The 17,164-nt window shown below is 36.9% G+C and carries 23 protein-coding genes and 2 tRNA genes; 17 read left to right on the top strand and 8 right to left on the bottom strand.

The genetic code is table 11. The features are described 5' to 3' along the window. Positions 1 to 19: 19 nt before the first annotated feature. The gene (locus KTR07_RS28620) at positions 20 to 154 is read right to left on the bottom strand and encodes a hypothetical protein (protein WP_256449899.1); all 135 of its coding nucleotides are present in this window, start codon (positions 152 to 154) and stop codon (positions 20 to 22) included. 36 nt (positions 155 to 190) lie between these two features. Here KTR07_RS28620 and KTR07_RS06225 point away from each other — a divergent pair, with 36 nt between their 5' ends. The 16 genes from KTR07_RS06225 to KTR07_RS06300 all read left to right on the top strand — a co-directional run bounded on the left by KTR07_RS06225 (position 191) and on the right by KTR07_RS06300 (position 12,011). Then, positions 191 to 1,492 carry an ATP-dependent RecD-like DNA helicase gene (locus KTR07_RS06225; RefSeq protein ID WP_138335680.1) on the top strand — a complete coding sequence of 434 codons (1,302 nt, stop codon included), beginning with the start codon at positions 191 to 193 and terminating at the stop codon, positions 1,490 to 1,492. A 6-nt stretch (positions 1,493 to 1,498) separates the two neighbouring features. Next, positions 1,499 to 3,694 (top strand): DNA polymerase III subunit alpha, encoded by a 2,196-nt coding sequence (locus tag KTR07_RS06230; protein WP_118451566.1) that lies wholly within the window; start codon positions 1,499 to 1,501, stop codon positions 3,692 to 3,694. Further along, complete coding sequence (locus KTR07_RS06235) at positions 3,691 to 4,218, top strand: ATP-binding cassette domain-containing protein (RefSeq protein ID WP_138335678.1); 528 nt, start codon at positions 3,691 to 3,693, stop codon at positions 4,216 to 4,218. The genes KTR07_RS06230 and KTR07_RS06235 overlap by 4 nt, the downstream gene beginning before the upstream one ends. A gap of 1 nt (position 4,219) precedes the next feature. Then, positions 4,220 to 4,993, top strand: coding sequence for a PolC-type DNA polymerase III (locus tag KTR07_RS06240; protein ID WP_008647882.1), 774 nt, complete (start codon positions 4,220 to 4,222; stop codon positions 4,991 to 4,993). 3 nt (positions 4,994 to 4,996) lie between these two features. Further along, the gene (locus KTR07_RS06245; RefSeq protein ID WP_008647883.1) at positions 4,997 to 5,278 is read left to right on the top strand and encodes a hypothetical protein; all 282 of its coding nucleotides are present in this window, start codon (positions 4,997 to 4,999) and stop codon (positions 5,276 to 5,278) included. Positions 5,279 to 5,350: 72 nt separating this feature from the next. Beyond that, positions 5,351 to 5,836 (top strand): hypothetical protein, encoded by a 486-nt coding sequence (locus KTR07_RS06250; protein ID WP_008647884.1) that lies wholly within the window; start codon positions 5,351 to 5,353, stop codon positions 5,834 to 5,836. A gap of 8 nt (positions 5,837 to 5,844) precedes the next feature. Beyond that, positions 5,845 to 6,048 (top strand): hypothetical protein, encoded by a 204-nt coding sequence (locus tag KTR07_RS06255; protein ID WP_109115695.1) that lies wholly within the window; start codon positions 5,845 to 5,847, stop codon positions 6,046 to 6,048. 1 nt (position 6,049) lies between these two features. Continuing rightward, a complete protein-coding gene (locus KTR07_RS06260) occupies positions 6,050 to 6,730 on the top strand; it encodes a hypothetical protein (RefSeq protein ID WP_008768547.1) in 681 nt (226 codons plus the stop codon). 4 nt (positions 6,731 to 6,734) lie between these two features. After that, positions 6,735 to 7,163, top strand: coding sequence for a DUF5675 family protein (locus KTR07_RS06265; protein ID WP_109115694.1), 429 nt, complete (start codon positions 6,735 to 6,737; stop codon positions 7,161 to 7,163). Continuing rightward, positions 7,160 to 7,675 carry a histidine kinase gene (locus KTR07_RS06270; protein ID WP_109115693.1) on the top strand — a complete coding sequence of 172 codons (516 nt, stop codon included), beginning with the start codon at positions 7,160 to 7,162 and terminating at the stop codon, positions 7,673 to 7,675. The genes KTR07_RS06265 and KTR07_RS06270 overlap by 4 nt, the downstream gene beginning before the upstream one ends. 49 nt (positions 7,676 to 7,724) lie before the next feature. Beyond that, a complete protein-coding gene (locus tag KTR07_RS06275; protein ID WP_008768544.1) occupies positions 7,725 to 8,051 on the top strand; it encodes a hypothetical protein in 327 nt (108 codons plus the stop codon). A gap of 92 nt (positions 8,052 to 8,143) precedes the next feature. Continuing rightward, on the top strand, positions 8,144 to 9,721 hold the full coding sequence (locus KTR07_RS06280; protein ID WP_008647899.1) for a phage terminase large subunit: 1,578 nt from the start codon (positions 8,144 to 8,146) through the stop codon (positions 9,719 to 9,721). 2 nt (positions 9,722 to 9,723) lie between these two features. Next, positions 9,724 to 10,740 (top strand): hypothetical protein, encoded by a 1,017-nt coding sequence (locus KTR07_RS06285; protein WP_008768543.1) that lies wholly within the window; start codon positions 9,724 to 9,726, stop codon positions 10,738 to 10,740. 110 nt (positions 10,741 to 10,850) lie between these two features. After that, positions 10,851 to 11,060, top strand: a complete 210-nt coding sequence (locus KTR07_RS06290; protein ID WP_138335676.1) for a hypothetical protein — start codon at positions 10,851 to 10,853, stop codon at positions 11,058 to 11,060. Between the two features lie 181 nt (positions 11,061 to 11,241). Further along, positions 11,242 to 11,409, top strand: a complete 168-nt coding sequence (locus KTR07_RS06295; protein ID WP_171033286.1) for a hypothetical protein — start codon at positions 11,242 to 11,244, stop codon at positions 11,407 to 11,409. Further along, positions 11,409 to 12,011 (top strand): GNAT family N-acetyltransferase, encoded by a 603-nt coding sequence (locus KTR07_RS06300; RefSeq protein WP_109115690.1) that lies wholly within the window; start codon positions 11,409 to 11,411, stop codon positions 12,009 to 12,011. The genes KTR07_RS06295 and KTR07_RS06300 overlap by 1 nt, the downstream gene beginning before the upstream one ends. Positions 12,012 to 12,147: 136 nt before the next feature. Here the strand turns inward: KTR07_RS06300 and KTR07_RS28720 are convergent, their stop codons facing one another. The 6 genes from KTR07_RS28720 to KTR07_RS06330 form a co-directional block, all read right to left on the bottom strand. Beyond that, entirely contained in the window at positions 12,148 to 12,318 is a 171-nt protein-coding gene (locus tag KTR07_RS28720) for a helix-turn-helix domain-containing protein (RefSeq protein ID WP_083790858.1), read from the bottom strand. Then, a complete protein-coding gene (locus KTR07_RS06310; protein WP_109115689.1) occupies positions 12,315 to 13,454 on the bottom strand; it encodes a site-specific integrase in 1,140 nt (379 codons plus the stop codon). The genes KTR07_RS28720 and KTR07_RS06310 overlap by 4 nt, the downstream gene beginning before the upstream one ends. Before the next feature lie 278 nt (positions 13,455 to 13,732). Further along, positions 13,733 to 13,805, bottom strand: a tRNA-Lys gene (locus KTR07_RS06315). Positions 13,806 to 13,836: 31 nt separating this feature from the next. Beyond that, positions 13,837 to 13,909, bottom strand: a tRNA-Lys gene (locus KTR07_RS06320). An 89-nt stretch (positions 13,910 to 13,998) separates the two neighbouring features. Then, positions 13,999 to 14,802, bottom strand: coding sequence for an MBL fold metallo-hydrolase (locus KTR07_RS06325; protein ID WP_008761509.1), 804 nt, complete (start codon positions 14,800 to 14,802; stop codon positions 13,999 to 14,001). An 83-nt stretch (positions 14,803 to 14,885) separates the two neighbouring features. After that, positions 14,886 to 16,274: a peptide MFS transporter gene (locus KTR07_RS06330; RefSeq protein ID WP_011107468.1), complete on the bottom strand. Its 1,389-nt coding sequence runs from the start codon at positions 16,272 to 16,274 to the stop codon at positions 14,886 to 14,888. Between the two features lie 105 nt (positions 16,275 to 16,379). On the opposite strand from KTR07_RS06330, the gene KTR07_RS06335 reads away from it, so the two are divergent. After that, positions 16,380 to 16,799 (top strand): BT0820 family HAD-type phosphatase, encoded by a 420-nt coding sequence (locus KTR07_RS06335; protein ID WP_008761508.1) that lies wholly within the window; start codon positions 16,380 to 16,382, stop codon positions 16,797 to 16,799. 111 nt (positions 16,800 to 16,910) lie between these two features. On the opposite strand, the gene KTR07_RS06340 is transcribed toward KTR07_RS06335, so the two are convergent. Then, entirely contained in the window at positions 16,911 to 17,159 is a 249-nt protein-coding gene (locus KTR07_RS06340) for a hypothetical protein (protein ID WP_011107467.1), read from the bottom strand. Positions 17,160 to 17,164 lie beyond the last annotated feature (5 nt).

The raw sequence follows: 17,164 nt of genomic DNA on the forward strand, positions 1-17,164 counted from the left end.
AAGAAAAGTGGGATGGGATTTAAATCCCAATGACAAGGTAGTTAATGCCATCCTCAAAAGATGTGAAGCCAATAATGGCGAGTGTCCATGCCACAATGACTCCAAAGACAAACGATGTCCGTGCAGCTCGTATAGAGAACATGATGTTTGTCATTGCAATTTATATGTAAAAATCGAAAAATAAAAAGGTATGGAAGATATGATTTTGACAGAAGAGATGCAAAAAATAATGAATCTCATTCAAGATGATGAGAATAATGTATTCGTAACAGGTAAAGCCGGTTCTGGAAAGACTACATTTCTAAAATATCTAATTGAAAAATCCGGGAAGAATTGCATTGTAGCTGCCCCAACAGGCATAGCAGCCATTAATGCAGGGGGCGTTACATTGCATAGTCTATTTGGCATTCCTTTTGGACCTATTACACCTTACGACCGACTGGAAAACAAATTTTCAGAATACAAGGTAGAACTATTGCTCAAAATGGAATTGCTGATTATTGATGAAATAAGCATGGTACGCCCAGATATTCTGGACACCATTGATCGCAAACTACGGTGGGTTTACGAAAGTGATGAACCATTTGGCGGTGTACAAGTAGTAATGTTTGGCGATCTTTTTCAATTGCCTCCAGTAACAAAGAAACAAGAAAGAGAAATATTGTCTGACTTTTATGATGGCTTTTTCTTTTTCAACGCCTTAGTTTTCAAACGCACAGGTTTCCACATTGTAGAGCTAACAAAAATATTCAGGCAAACAGAACCTGAATTTATTAATGTACTCAACAATATTCGTAATTACCAGGTAACATCCGATGAACTGGATTTATTAAGCGAATTGAAAGACCGCAAAATCAGTAGCAGTTATGATAACGAATACATCCATATTTGTACACACAAAGCTGATGTTGAGAGAATTAATGCCGACAAATTAGGGGAACAAGAGATACGAAACTATGATATAGTTATCAAGGATAAGTTCCCAGAATCATCTATACCATGTGATTTACATTTAAAACTTCGAGTTGGGGCAAGAGTTATGTCATTGGTTAACGACTCATTAAAGGGTTATTATAATGGTATGCTTGGAATTGTGACCGCATTAGAAGATAACGTAATTACAGTACGTATGGATAATGGCCGGACTATCAAATTTGAACGTTATACATGGAGTAATACGCAATATACTTTAAAAGATAATGAGATTGTAAAAGAAGAAATTGGTTCATGTACTCAATTCCCATTAACATTGGCATGGGCCATTACCATTCATAAAAGCCAAGGACTTACATTCGATAAAATTATCATTCATGTATCACATACTTTTTGTCCTGGACAACTATACGTAGCCCTTAGCCGATGTAGAACGCTGGAAGGCATCGTTTCAGATGCTTTTATCACCAAACAAATGATTATTCCTGAATATGCTCTAATTGATTTTGAAAGGGCATACAAATCAGAAGGTAACTATTATGGTAAACGGTTAGATTAATTAAAAATGAAAGTCATATCAGTTAAATATAAAACATCTTCAACAGAGGTGAAAGCCATAGATTGTTTTGTGGACAGTGGTTATTTGCAAGGTCCTGGAGGTTCCCTTCCAGATGTGGATGTAGACTTCCAATCAGACCGTAGACAAGAGGTAAAAGAGTATATTGAACGCCGTTATAACCATGATGGTAAACAACGTGTGTTTTCTGCCGGAACCTTTACGACTTTAAAGTTGAAAGCAGTTCTTAAAGATGTAGCGCGTGTACATCGAGTACCGGTAAATATTGTAAATTATATCACAGCTATATTTGAAGATGACAATATGAGCTGGACAGACCTGTTTACAATGGCTGCTACCAATAAAAAAATACATAGCTTCATAATGGAGTACCCACAAGTAATTGAAGATATTCGTACTTTGATGGGACAACCTCGTTCTTCATCAGTTCATGCCTCTGCCCTACTAGTGACCCCAGATTCAAAAGATGGAAAAGATTTGGAATGCTTTGACTTTACTCCTATAAAGAAAATAGACGGTGTGTTGATTTCCGAATTTGACGGTTATTCATTAGACGAACAGGGATTACTAAAAAATGACTGTCTTGGTATTAAGGAATTGTCAAAACTACAAGCTGTCATCAATATATGTAATGATAAATATCATACCGATATTACTTTTCAAAATATCGTGCAAAGCGGACTAGATGATCCTAAAGTATATCAACTACTGCAAAAGGGATACACCCAAAATATCTTCCAGTTTTCATCTAAAGGGATGACTAAATTTTTGGTAAGTATGCAACCAGATAAAATTGAAGATTTAATCGCAGCCAATGCCTTATTTCGTCCAGCAACACTAGATTCCGGATCTACAGATAAATATGTAGACTGCAAATTGGGAGATGCAGATCCTGTATATCTATGGGGAACATACAATGCCATGAAGAATACTTATGGTGTGCTGTGTTACCAGGAACAGCTAGCACAGATTGCACGCGAAGTTGGAAAATTCAGTTTAGGTGAAGGTGTCAAATTGGTAAAACTTATATCCAAGAAAAAAGTAGATAAGATTCTTGCCTTACGAGACAAGTTTATGGCCGGAGCTAATGAAAATGGTTGCCCAAAAGAAGATGCAGAAGCAATATGGCACATGTTTGAGGTAGCTGGTGGTTATCTTTTTAACAAAAGTCATGCAACCGCTTACGCTGTTACCGCCTATGCCGGAGCCTACCTTAAAGCCAATTACCCTACAGCTTTTTATACCATAGCTCTTCAATGGGCTAAAGATGATGAAATTCCTACATTAATGAGTGAGATGGAACTATGCAGTGAAGCAAAAATAGTTCCACCAGATATAAATGTAAGTGGCGGAACCTTTATTACAGACTATGAAACCAATAAAATTTTTTGGTCTCTTTCTCGTATTAAAATGTTGGGAGCTAAAGCTACAGAATGGATTATAAACGAACGAAATGTACGCGGAGAATTTAGTTCTATTGAAAACTTTATAGAACGAATATTCCGGTATAAATTAAAGCTGTACAAATATTGGGATGATCCAGACAACCCGAATGAAGCTACTAAATGCCCAGTTAATGCAAGACATGTCCGTCATTTAATATTATCCGGATGTTTTGACAAAGTAGAAAATGCCCAATCAGTCATAGAACGATATGCCATTTTAGAAAAAGCCGCAAAATGTTTAGGTTTTGAAATATCCGAAAAAGATATACCGGAAGATTTGAGAAACAAACATTATTTCTGGAGTCAACAGCAAATCGCAATTAGTGGCATTGGAGCTATCGACTATAAACGTATTTATGACAATTCAGAAGCAAAGCCCCAAATAAAAGGAAAAGCATCTTGGGCACTTTTAAAAAACATACAAGACCCCGATTATGATGGAAAACGCGTTGCTATTTGTGCTAACATTGTAGATATTGAGGAGAAAAAGTTTAAAGACAAGAAAACAGGTGAGAATCGAGTTTTCTGCAAACTTTTACTTCAACAAAACAATGACCTGGTAGAAATGGTCATCTGGAATGATGAATGGATGAATGTCCGGGCAACACTTTGTAAGGGTGGTTCTCTTAGCAGTGCAAAGAACAAAATGCTTATATGTTCCGCCCAAGTTAAATACAGTGACTATACAGGTGGAAACAATCTTCAGTTATATAAATCTTCAATTATAGACATATTATGAAAATAAAAGCAAATATACCAGTTATTATAACTATTGTCGGACCATCTGGAAGCGGTAAGACAACAATGGCAAACATCATGTCTGAAAACGGCATTCCAACAATAGTATCATATACAACACGTCCCATGAGGGAAGAAGAAACAAATGGAAAAGAACATTGGTTTGTAACTCCGGAAGACAAGCCCCAAATGTCTGAAATGATAGCTTATACACAATTCGGCGAACATGAATATTGGGCTACATTGCAACAGGCAAAGCAGAAGATATGTACATACGTAATTGATGAAAAAGGTCTGAAATATTTAAAAGAAAAATTTCCAAACTCATTTATTATATTTTCTGTATATATCAACAGAAGTATAGATGATCGAATAAATTGTGGAATCGACCAACAGCGATGTGAACGCGATTTGAATCGTATAGAGATACCTTTAAATGAATATGATTATGTTATTCATAATAATTATTCACTCGAAGAATTTAAACAAAAAGTTAAACAACTCACACTAAGTTTATTAAAATAATATGGCAACTCCTAATAACGAAAAGCCAATTATCGTGGCTTTTACCTTAGACTTTGAGACTGGCGGTTTGGACTGCCAAGATTGCGCATGTACCCAGATTGCAATCCATGCAGTACGTATAGATACTTTTGAAACAATTGACAGATATGTAAAATACATATCCCCATATAATAAACAGCCGGATAAAGGTGTGGCTAAACGTAAAGTATTGAAGAGTAAATTTGATAAAGACGATGAACAGCCCATGAAATATGAAGAAAAAGCTCTGACTTATTCCGCCATAACAATGGATATGTTAGAATCTCTTGGTATGGACATCAAGCAAGTTGCGGCAGAGGTTATTGATTTTATCCGCAAAAACATATTATCAAAAGGTCGCAACATAAAACCCTTCTTAATTGGCCAAAACATTGGATTTGATATAGGATTCATGCAACAGTTAATGGAATATGGAGGACAAATGAAAGAATTTGCCAAATTAATGAGAGGAGAAACAGATTTCTATGGGCACTTCCAGCCTTTATATATAGACACAATCGTTTTAGGACAATTGGCTTTATCTCATTTAGATGGCATGAGCAGTTATAAATTGGAAATCATGGCAGAAAAATTTGGTATCGAACTAGATGATGCCCATGATGCAGATGCTGATGTAACAGCAACGACCAATGTGGCTATGGTATGTTCCCAAAGGATGCGTAATGCTTCCGGCATAGATGATGGTAGTATGGTTATGACCAAAACAGAAAAATCACGTGTTCATTTCAAAATATAAAATATGGTAACAGAAGAAGAAAAGCAACAAGCGCAATCAATTGGACTGGAGCCAGAAGTAGTGTTCAACACTCTTTCAGACCGAAGAATCCTGGCTGTACAAACCGAAGATACCCATGAAACTATTATGGAAATTTCCGGATATGATTTACAAATAAATTTTAATCGGGATAAGTTACAGAATATTGCAGATATAGAAAGTATGCTAGATGGACTCAAAGACCTATTCAGACGGGTTGTTATGCAAGATTTATTAGAAAGTAATGTTGAAAAAACAAACTCATAAAGCCTTTCCTAGCTATTCTTAGTAAACCAAGCCCAGTTGAACATATCGGCTGGGCTTTAATACAATTAAAGAATGGAACTAAAGAAACCAGAATCGTTGAATAAACAAGAAATTGATTTTTGTGAGCTGTTCATTTTCGGCTGTGACCCTTATGCTGGAAATGCTCGCAAATGCTACGAAGATATATTCTATGATTCCAGTCATACCTCTTTAAGAAAGGCAAAACAATTAATGGCGCGGGATGATGTACAAGAGTATATCAATCAGTTGCGAGCTATCGCAAATTATGAAACAGCCGATCTAAAAGCTCGTCTAACAGAAAAACTATTGCATATTATAGACGAAACTTCTACAGCAAAATATACAGATCGAAGAGGCACAGAGCTATCACCAGCTCCATTACGTTCTGTAGCTGTGCAAGCATCAAAAGCTTTAATGGAAATGTATCCAGTAAAGGTAGCACAAGAAAGTAAAGTTGAATTGAAAGGTAACGGTGACTCTGGTATTGTTTTCAATGTCATTGTTCCTCAATCTAATAATGATAATAATGTTGAATAAAAGAACAAATGGTAGGACGAAAAATTACAATCATTGCCTCCCCTTTATTGAAAGAATGGAAATTGAAAAAGTTAATTGGAAGGGACGGGGTTATTATTAAAGAGAATCAAACTCAAAAAACAAAAGGTGTATGGGTACGCTTAAATGAACCATTTGCAAATGAACTAGAATGGTTTATCCCAATCCAATCAGTACAAATTACTTCACATTAATATGGAACAGTTGGATAAAGGCATCGGATGGCTTCAAAAATTGCTTAACCTACAAAAGAGATATGGCTTTTTCAGCATTATAAAAGGACTATTTCTGTTGTTTTTAAGCGGTTACATCATATTTTTCGCATTAAATCCAAAGTATCTTTTGGATCGCATGTCCGAAATAACAACTGCCCAACACGACCATCTAGTAAATACAAGGTTATCGGCGGATTCCAATATTCGCCATATTTTATCTAAAATGATATTTACCACTAATGCTGACCGGGCATGGTTAATAGAATTTCATAATGGAAGTAAAAATCTGACAACAGGATTGCCATTCCTTTTCGGTTCGATGCGAATTGAAGAAGTTAGGGATAGTATATCAAACGTTGACGAAGACTATGCGGATTTTAGCTTATCAAAATACAAACTTGTGGCAAAAGTATTGGACGATGGATATTTTTATGGTGGGTTGGACGACATTCAAAAAATAGACCAACGCTTATATTACAAATTTCAAGCTAACGATATTAGCGAAATAGCCTTATTGACATTGTATGATGGGGAAAAGCCTGCCGGAATTATTGGATTATCGTTTTGTAATGGCAAAAAGATGGACAAACAACTGGTTGGAAAACATATCAGAAGCAGTGGTATAAAAGTAGCCACATTACTATCACAAATAAAAGATTAAGACTATGGAATTAAGATTAGAACGTCTATGGCCAAAAGAGACTTATACTATTGGCAGACTATATATCAATAATGAATTCTTCTGTAATACCCTAGAAGACAAGATAGTTGATAAAAATAAAAATGGAATATTCGATAATGGAGAGAAAAAGGTTTATGGAGAGTCAGCAATTCCGTATGGTACCTATAATATAATCTATAACTGGTCTCCCAAATTCGGTCGTAATCTTCCAAGATTATTAAATGTTCCCCATTTTGAAGGTATTCTCATACATAGTGGCAACACCGCCGCAGACAGTGCCGGTTGCATTTTAGTAGGGAAAAATTCAGCTGTAGGCCGATTATCTGAATCAAGATACACTTCCGATTGCCTTAATAAAAAGATTGAAGAGGCGCAAAAAAGAGGGGAACCCATTATTATCAGCATTGTATGAAACCAATTACTATCATAAGTTGTATTCTTTGTATTCTGTTGCTTGGTTCATGCGCTGCTTCTAAAAATATGGAGAAGCAACAACAGATAGATTACTCCAGTGAATTGCAACAACTTCGTAATTCACTGGACTCTCTTCACATAGATATTGATAAACAATCTAAAGTAACAGCAGACAAATTGAGTAATTTAAAGTTAGAAAATAAAACAGTGTATCTGTCGATGCCAGACTCTACTGGAAAACAATATCCAATAAAGCAAAGTACAACTAATATAAACAAACAAGATACCGAGCATACAGAATCAGCTGAAACATTATCAATATCCATTTCACAAATATCATCCAAGCTAGACTCTCTATACCAAAGGGTTAATGAACTTTGCAAATCATCAGGAAAGACTATAGAATTAAGTTGGTGGGATTTACATAAAGATAAAATTTATCTATCGGCAATAATTACAATGCTAATAACAATATTTCTTGTTAAAATCAAAAAATCATATCATTTATAACAACCACCTCTATAGCAAAAGACTATTCTTGATAAAACATTAAGAAGTTATGGATTTACATATTAAAGATAGATTGCTTATTCCTTCTATTTTTCCAGAACGAGGAAATTTTATGGATTTTAATTTGAAAAAGTCTATCGCCCGGAAAATTGCTATTTCAGAGCAAGACAGAAAGGACTATGAAATAGTCGAAAAAAAGGAAGAAAAGCGAATTGAATGGAACGTTCAAAAAGACGCAGAAACCCCATTAGTGGTAGAATTTTCTAAAGAAGAACTGGATTATATGCGTAGGTCTTGTGAAGCTATTGCAGAACAACAAATGCCAGATGAAATGTGGGCTGTAGTTGAACGCATCTATAACGAAGCACAAAATTGATTTCTTACTTCTTTACTCACAATCATATCTTCCATACGAATGGGAATCTGTCTTACTGTACGGATTCCCATTTATTGTTTTAAATTAACAATATGGCTGTAGGATTAAAAGCACCAAACATAAAAATTGATTTCAAGCCATCTCCCAAACAATATGAATTATGGAAATTACTTCAACCCGACTATTGCCCTCATTGTGGAGGGCATATATCACAAAAAATGGTCGGACATGATATTAAAGGAAATCCACAATATAAACCATATTGCACATCATGCGGCTCTGAAAATTTACCACAACTTATTTTAGGAGGTGGTGCAGCCGGAGGTGGAAAATCTTATTTAGGAAGCTGCTGGCTTGTTAGTAGCTGTATGAGATTTCCAGATATACGTGCCGTTGTAGCTCGTAAAACCTTAAAGAGTTTGAAAGGTTCTACTTGGAATACCATAAAGAAAGTATGTAAGGAATGGGGGCTAAAAGAAGGGGTGAATTACAAAATAAACAACCTTGATGGGATATTGACATTTTGGAATGATTCAGTCATCATCATGCAAGAAATGGTTGACTTACCTTCAGACCCTAACTTTGAACGTTTCGGGTCTTCAGAATATACTATTGCATTCATAGATGAGGTATCAGAAATTTCAGAAAGAGCTATTGAAGTATTATTTTCTCGTCTTCGTTGGCGCACAGCAGAAACATTTAAGACTGCCAGAATGATGATGTCAACCAACCCTTGTATTAATTGGGTACGTTCGCGTTTTGTTCAAGACGATGAAGGAAATCCTGTATTATGCAAAGAAGGCGAAGCATACGTACCATTCTCTGTTTTTGATAATCCGGATATTCAGTTTGTACAGACCTATGTTGCAGCATTAAACAAAATTACAGATCGAGCAACACGAGAAAGGCTTTTATATGGGAACTGGGATTTTGTTGATTCAAACCTTATGGCTGCATATTGGAATTTTGATGGCGAAAAACATCTTATTGAACGGTTACGGGAAAAAGTTTATGATCCGATGAAGCCAATCATATCAGGATGGGACTTTAATGTCGCTCCATATATGAGTGAGATGGAGTTGCAGATTAATTATGAAAAGAAAGAAATATATCTGCTGGAAGAAAACTTAGGTAAACCAGAGAACAAAGAAAACAATACCCCCAAATTATCTCAAAAAATAAGAGACAAACACCTCCAGAATCAGCATATAGGCGGAATAATTATAACAGGAGACCCAGCAGGATTAGCACGTAGCACGCAAACAGAAGAAGGTGTCAACAACTATACTATTATAGTGGACAATATGAAAAACAATGTACTAAGGCCACGTATAAAATTGCTTCAGAAGCAGCCGCCACAAAGTACCCGGTTGGAGTTTGTCAACGCTATATTAAACGGGTTTGACGGTTGGAAATTCATGGCAGACCTACGGTGTCGTAAATTTACTGAAGATATGATATATCAGCAGAAGAACTCTGACGGCACCAAATCCAAGAAAAAAGTATTAAACCCCAAAACCGGTGGAAAAGAAGAAAAATATGGGCACTTATCGGACATCTTGGATTATGTATTAGTATTGTTTCTCTGTGACTCATGGAGACGGTTCCAAAATCAAAAGACAACAATTGAAACATATACAGCACCAGTCTATAACACTTTTGAATATTAATTATGTATAGAAGGTTTTTAAACAAAAATGATTATCTGGGTATCATTACGGAGGATGCTTTATCGCAGCTTACCCGTGGGAAAAATATTTGTTTTGTGCAGGCAGAACAAGCCGCTGAAGCATCTATTATGGATTACCTTACTGAAAATTATGAAATTGAACGCGAACTAAATCGAGGTAAATTCATCTTTGAATATGATCGAAGAATCAGTTATCCTATAGGATGTCATTTTTACCTTGACGGGAAAATATGCGAGGTAATTCAAGCTATCAATGGCTACAAAGCTCCTTGTCCTATATCTTATTGGCACGAAACAGAAGAGATACTTGACCTGAAAAAAATAGAACAATACAGCCAGATGAAAAACTATCGTCCCGGAGATGTGACAAAGTTCTTAGGACGGACATATATATGTGACATCGCCAATGGCATAGACTTCAACGATATTCGTATTCCGGAAGTTAATGCCTGGGAAATGGTTGATACATACAAGTGGGACACTGTTCCATACAATGAATGGGAAGTTGTAGAATATGAAGGCAAATTCTTCACCTTGCTAACAATGGATAATTATGACTGTCTGGTCAATCCAATGGAGTCTGACTGCTGGGGGATGATTGGAGAATATGATCCTTCACTCAATTCTTATGAGTTGTCAGAACACGAATATGTAGAATATAAAGGAAAAATTTATTACCCTATAATCAATCCCAATGCTGATGTACCGGAACTGGAAAGGAATATCAGATACCATGACCCAAGAAACTATAACTTGAAACGTCACATGGTTCAACTGTCATTATACGAGTTGCACAAACTGATTTCTCCTAACAATATCAGTACTGTACGAATAGATGACTACGACCATTCTATGCAATGGCTAAAAGACGCTTCCAGGCTAAAATTAAATCCTCAAATTCCGAGAAAAATTGATAACAAGAAAGAGCCTCTTACAGACTGGCAGATGGCAACCTTTCAAACATCTTATGACCCATATCAAAACCCTTGGCATGTATGAAATGGTTTTAATATGATAGCATCATCTCAAAATTAAAAATTAACCTCAAAAATTACATGGATTTTCTAAAAAAAATTAGGCAGAAAATAGATGAATTCTGCTTTAACCACATGAGAATGGACGGTGCCCAGCATCTGATTGCTGGCATCTTGATTTATGATGTACTCAAATACCTTATACCTGTTTGGAGTGCCATACTAATCACTCTGATTATACTTGTCGCCAAAGAAGTTGTTTTAGATAAATGGATAAAGAAAGGAGTAGCTGATTGGCATGATATAATCTGGGGAGTCATAGGACTTCTGTTAGGAGTGCTGTAAGTACTACTCTTAGAGTAAATGATACGGTGGGTAATAGTGATGTTGCTCACCGTATTCTTGTTAATGATGCTGTAGATACTGAACTTTGTGTTAAAAGTAGTGCTGATAAAGATGATTTTAATGGTGCTGAAATAAAAAGTAAAACTAATGTTGTATCTTTGTCTCGTAAAACAATTGATTTATGGCAATTTATATCAAACCAATACCAACATTAACCGGCAAAGTCGCAGAAAAATTTGAAAAGATTGCCCGTGAGAATGAGAAAAAACGAGGGACCGTTGATTTTTCGCGTGAAGTAGAAATGACCAAAAGAATTTTGGAAAAATCAAACCTTCGTAAATTCAAATAGTGGGTACATTTATCGAAGATAATTGCGAATTTGTTGAATGGAGCAGACCTCTAATAGAGAACTGTTCTGACTTTTCATGCACTCACGATAAGGATATTGAAAATTTCTTCAAAAATGATTTTGAAAATTACAACAATCAATTACTTGGTAAATCATACGGTTTCGTCAAGGCTAACACTTCTTTAGAATTAGTTGCAGCATTTACCGTATCCAATTCAATGTTGCCCGTTTCGTCCTTACCTAAAAATATAAAAAACAAAATAAATCGCCCAATACCCAATATTAAACGCAACTCTCAATATCCAGCTGTATTAGTTGGACAATTAGCTGTATTTGATTCCTTTGCCGGAAAACATATTGGTGATGAAATTTTGTCTTTTATAAAAGGTTGGTTTATTGATCCATTAAATAAGACTGGATGCCGTTATATTATTGTTGATGCCTCTAATCATCAAAAAGTGATAGATTTTTATCAGCGTAATGGATTCAAATTTATATTTGAAAATATTGCAGATGAAATAGAATACATGAAACTAGACCTAGAACCAGAGTATAAACGTACTCGTTTAATGTATTTTGATTTGATTATCCTAAAATCATAATTTGTTTTCTTCTAACAAAGAAAAATACCCCGGTCACTTAGGGTGAATACCATGTGTCAAAACAGTAATCTGGGCTTTTACCTATTTTGGTAAGTCATAAATGACACACAGTGCAAAGTAACCGAGGCATATATTTTTATCTATTCGTCATATTGACGAAGTTCATCAAGTCTTGCTCCTTTATCAATACTCTACCGGCTGGCTTGGTGTACGGTATTCTTCCTTCAGCCAAGTATCGTTGAGCCGTTCTGTAAGATATACGAAGAAAATCAGCTGCTTCTCTTACAGTGACAAGTTTCACCTTCATACAATATTGTTAAGTCGTTCAAACTCTTTGTCTACTTCAGCCTGGTATATATGCGCATATAGCTGCGTAGTCTGGATATTCGTATGTCCAAGCATTTTGCTGATAACCTCAATCCTCACACCATTGGCTAATGCAATAGTAGTGGCAAAGGTATGCCGGGCAACGTGACTCGTCAACTTCTTTTTTATTTCACAGAACGCCCCCAGAATTTTTAAATATGAATTGTACTTCTGGTTAGATATAACAGGCAACTTAAACTCATACTTCTTTAATATATTCATAACTTTATCCATGAGTGATATATTATAAGGAGTTCCGGTTTTTATTCTCTCATCTCGTATTCTATACATTCCGTCTGTCATTATAGCATCTTTGAAGTTAAAAATTGCCAAATCCGCATACGCCAAACCAGTATAACAACAAAACAGGAAAAGATCTCTCACACGATTCAGGCACATATCATCAATCTGTTTAGTTTCAAGTTTAGTCAGTTCTTCTTTAGTCAAGAACTTCCTTGCTACACGTTTGCCGCGATCTAATTTGAAATTCTGATATGGATTCTCTGAAATCAAATGAGCCGCGTATGCTTCTCTTACAAACACTTTCAGTATCTTGTGATAATTATATACCGAAGACTGGCATTTGCATCGTTTTTTGGCGAATTCATCGTATGCTCTGATATTTTCATCACAAATATCAGTAAAATCTTTAATCCTGCCAAATTCTTTCAGTGCTTTTAGTACACACTTCTGCCTTTGCTTCGTTGAATCAGTAACTTGCCGTTCGTATATCCGTTTCTCCATAAAGGACAGAAATGAATTTGTGGTTCCGGATTCCGAATTGTTCAAATACCGTTCCAATCTTTCAAAGGTGAAAGGAATGTTTTGAGAAGAGAGCTGATAGACAAAATCATATATCCCAGATACCATATCATTCAACTTTTGGTTGAACACTAATGACTGGGGGTGATTTTTAACTTTCAGGTCTTTGCCCCACTGGTCGGAATAGAGTTTTATGCCAGTTCCGACATACTTGCGTTTCCGCTGATAAGTAACCTCCATTTGTACGGAGGATTGACGTTTTTTGGTGGCTACGTGCTTTCTATCAAAGACGAGCCGTACAGATACATTGTTCATACTTTTACTTTAAGTATGATTGATAAATGTAGATAAGGAGAAATTGGGAAGATTTACGTCTGGTATCACACCGGGTATCACATTGGTATCACACCGGTATCATCCCCTAGTATCGCATTGGTATCACAAATATGTCACTATTTACTATACCTTGTCATAGTTTGACGTAATTAGTACTATCTTTTGATACTCCTTTAGATGTCAATTCATATAACATCTATTCAATTAATCTGCTGTAAACCAACAAAATAAGGAGGTAAAAACCTCCTTTTTCCTAGTACACCCTCAGGGATTCGAACCCTGGACCCACTGATTAAGAGTCAGTTGCTCTACCAACTGAGCTAAGAGTGCAACATTTTTTTATATTGCAACTTTGGATTTGTACACCCTCAGGGATTCGAACCCTGGACCCACTGATTAAGAGTCAGTTGCTCTACCAACTGAGCTAAGAGTGCTTATTTCCTCGTTTGCGGTTGCAAAAGTAGGTCTTTTATTTCATTTGACCAAACAATAATGCAGCTTTTTTACTATCTTTTTTTCGTTATTATTCGAACACATAAAGCTCAGAAGGCGTATTTCGCTTTAAAGCAAGTAGTTGCACATCTTTACCTACAATTACACCTTTGTTCTTTAATTTCCATTCTACCGTTTTATATGCCAGCTCCGGATGATTATTGTCTTTGCTCAGATGACACAACCAGATATAACGCAGGTGCTCGGTGATATTTTCTGCCAGGAATTCAGCAGTAGCAGAATTGCTCATGTGTCCGGTCCTGCTCATGATCCGTTCCTTCAGATATTGGGGATAAGGTCCCATTTTAAGCATTTCTTCGTCATAGTTCGCTTCCAGAATCAGATAGTTTGCCTTGCTGATATAATCTGCCGCCGTCGGAGTGATTTCCCCTAAGTCGGTTAAGAAAGAAAAGACTTTGCCGTCTATTTCTATACAATATCCTACATTATCCGTCCCGTCATGAGGAACTTCAAAAGATTCGATACGGAAATCTTCGAGCATCATAGGCACTTGCTTTTCAAGATAACGAACCGATGTGCTGAGCTTTTCCGTCATACAATAACTACGATTAATCCCCTCATGAATACGAGCCGTGGTGTAAACAGGTATATTCATCTTTTCCCCCAAATGCCCTACAGCCTTGATGTGATCCGCATGATCGTGCGTTACAAATACGGCACGTATACTTTCCATCAGAATATTGAAATCTTTCAGTGTTTTCTTGATGGTACGGATGCCGATACCGGCATCTATCAGTATTCCATAGGTATCAGTACCCAGATAATAGCAGTTCCCACTGCTGCCACTCGCCAGGCTTATAAATCTTACTTTCATGTTTTATCTTTCTTTATTAAAATGCAAAATGCCGTCAACTTTTACAGCAAAGTGACGGCAAATATACATAAAAAAGAAGATAATTACCGAGAAGATTTCTTCTTTTTGTCGATGGATTCGGTGATTTTTGCGAATAATAGCAAAGCTATAGCGGCAATCAGCCCGATAGCAGCGAAATAATACCAGATATAATGCGCATTCGCACTGGCGGCCTCCCATGCCGCACGAGTTTCAAACAAGGCAGGGTCCGGACAATATTTTGTCAACAGAATACCAGCCAGCCCGAAACCGAATATAGAAGAAAGGAATGAGTGCAGATGACTGAATCCTAAATACATACCTTCCTCTCCCTTAGGAGCCTGCAGAGAGAAATACTCCAGATACCGCGGCGAAATGAAACATTCGGCAAGCGCCTGTACAACAATACCAGCCACCATCATCAGAGTAATATTGCTCATTCCTGAGATAATATCATTTCCCAATATGTTTCCACAAGCCATCAGCAATGCAGAAACAGGAATTAGGAACATACCCACATTCATCGAAGTAATCGCACTGCGCTTTGCCATCAAACGAGTGATAAAGCTGACACAACATACCACCACAAAAGGATTAACGTTCGCGATCCATCCCGGTTTGGCCGTTTCGCCTGCGAGACGGATGACGTACTTAGGCATAGTGGCATAAAGTTGCTGTTGTACCATCCAGAAGCCTGTTACGATTAAAATGAGAATCAATAAACGCCAGTTAGTCATAATCCGCATAAAGCCCTGCCCTATCTCACGCAGACTTTTTCCTTCACCTGCCGTATGAGTCGATTTATATAGCAGGATCACTGCCAGCAAGGCAATCACCGTCATCGCCCCGGAGAAATAGTTAATGTAAATATAAGCTTGTTCGCCGATCACATTTCTCAAAGGGTCGATAATTGTCTTACCCGTAAAAGCACCGACATTGACCATCATATAAAAAATAGAATAACCACGGGCGCGGGTCGCTTCCGTTGTCTCCTTAGCCACAGATGCGGAAATAATAGACTTGATAAAAGAACCTCCTATCATAAGGATAAACAGGATAGGAACGATAATCCACCGGGAAGAACTGTCCGGCAAACCATTAAACCGGGTAGTCGCACCGTAACTCACCAACCCTGCCGCTTCGAGCAATGTAGGGAATACGCCCAGCCCCAAATAACCGATAGATAATAAAGAAAAGGCAATAATCATCGACTTCCGGAAACCTATCTTATCTGCATAAGCACCCGAAAATATAGGAAGCAGATATAATCCTCCGGAGAAAAGGCCGGAAATCATACTTGCTTCGAAATCATTAAAACCTAAAATACTGGATAAATAAATAGTGAGAACGATAAAAACAGCATAATATGCCATACGTTCAAACAGTTCGACTGTGTTACTCACCCAAAAGGCTCTTGTAAAACCTTTGGCGGCACGCTGAGGGGAATTGTTCATGTAATCTCTGTTTTTTTATTAAAATGTTAATTCAGCGCAAATATACGTTTTTTTAGCTTACAGTCCGTATCTTTGTCCTAAATTACGTATTCTAAATATATCATAATGACTATAGCTGTTGATTTTGACGGAACGATTGTAGAGCATCGTTATCCACGTATTGGTGAAGAAATTCCATTTGCAGTTGAAACGCTGAAATTGTTACAACAAGAAAAGCACCGTTTAATCTTGTGGAGTGTACGCGAGGGAGAACTTCTAGACGAAGCCATAGAATGGTGCAGAGCCAGAGGACTGGAGTTTTATGCAGCCAATAAAGACTATCCGGAAGAAGAAAGAGATCATCAGGGCTTTTCCCGAAAACTGAAAGCCGATCTGTTTATAGACGACCGGAATGTCGGCGGTATTCCCGACTGGGGAATTATCTATGAAATGATAAAAGAGAAAAAGACATTTGCCGATATATACAGCCAGCAAAGAGAAGAAAATACCAGTCAGAAGAAAAAAAGAAAATGGTTGCCGTTTTAATCTCCGACGCGAAAGATCAGACTTACATCCATTAATAAAAATGCATAATGCACTCCGGGCACATCGCTTCAGAGTGCATTATGCATTTTCTGAGGAGATCTGAAACTTACATTACTCCTTTTGACCTTCCCACTTTTCTCTATATTCCCACAGTTGCTCAATGGTAGGATGAAAAGTCGGATTTTCCCAGTTTTTGGAAATCATCGAAATTAAAGACTCCAGATAAAGTTTACCATCAATGATTGAAGTACACGCATTAACCTGATACTTTTCTGTCGGGTAATTCTTTGTTTCAAGCATCTTTTTCGCCCAGCCCAACAGCTCCTGGACCGATTCTTCATCATAAGTATGTTGTGCCATATTTT

It is taken from the genome of Bacteroides sp. MSK.20.82 (assembly GCF_019052485.1).
Lineage (GTDB): Bacteria > Bacteroidota > Bacteroidia > Bacteroidales > Bacteroidaceae > Bacteroides > Bacteroides thetaiotaomicron.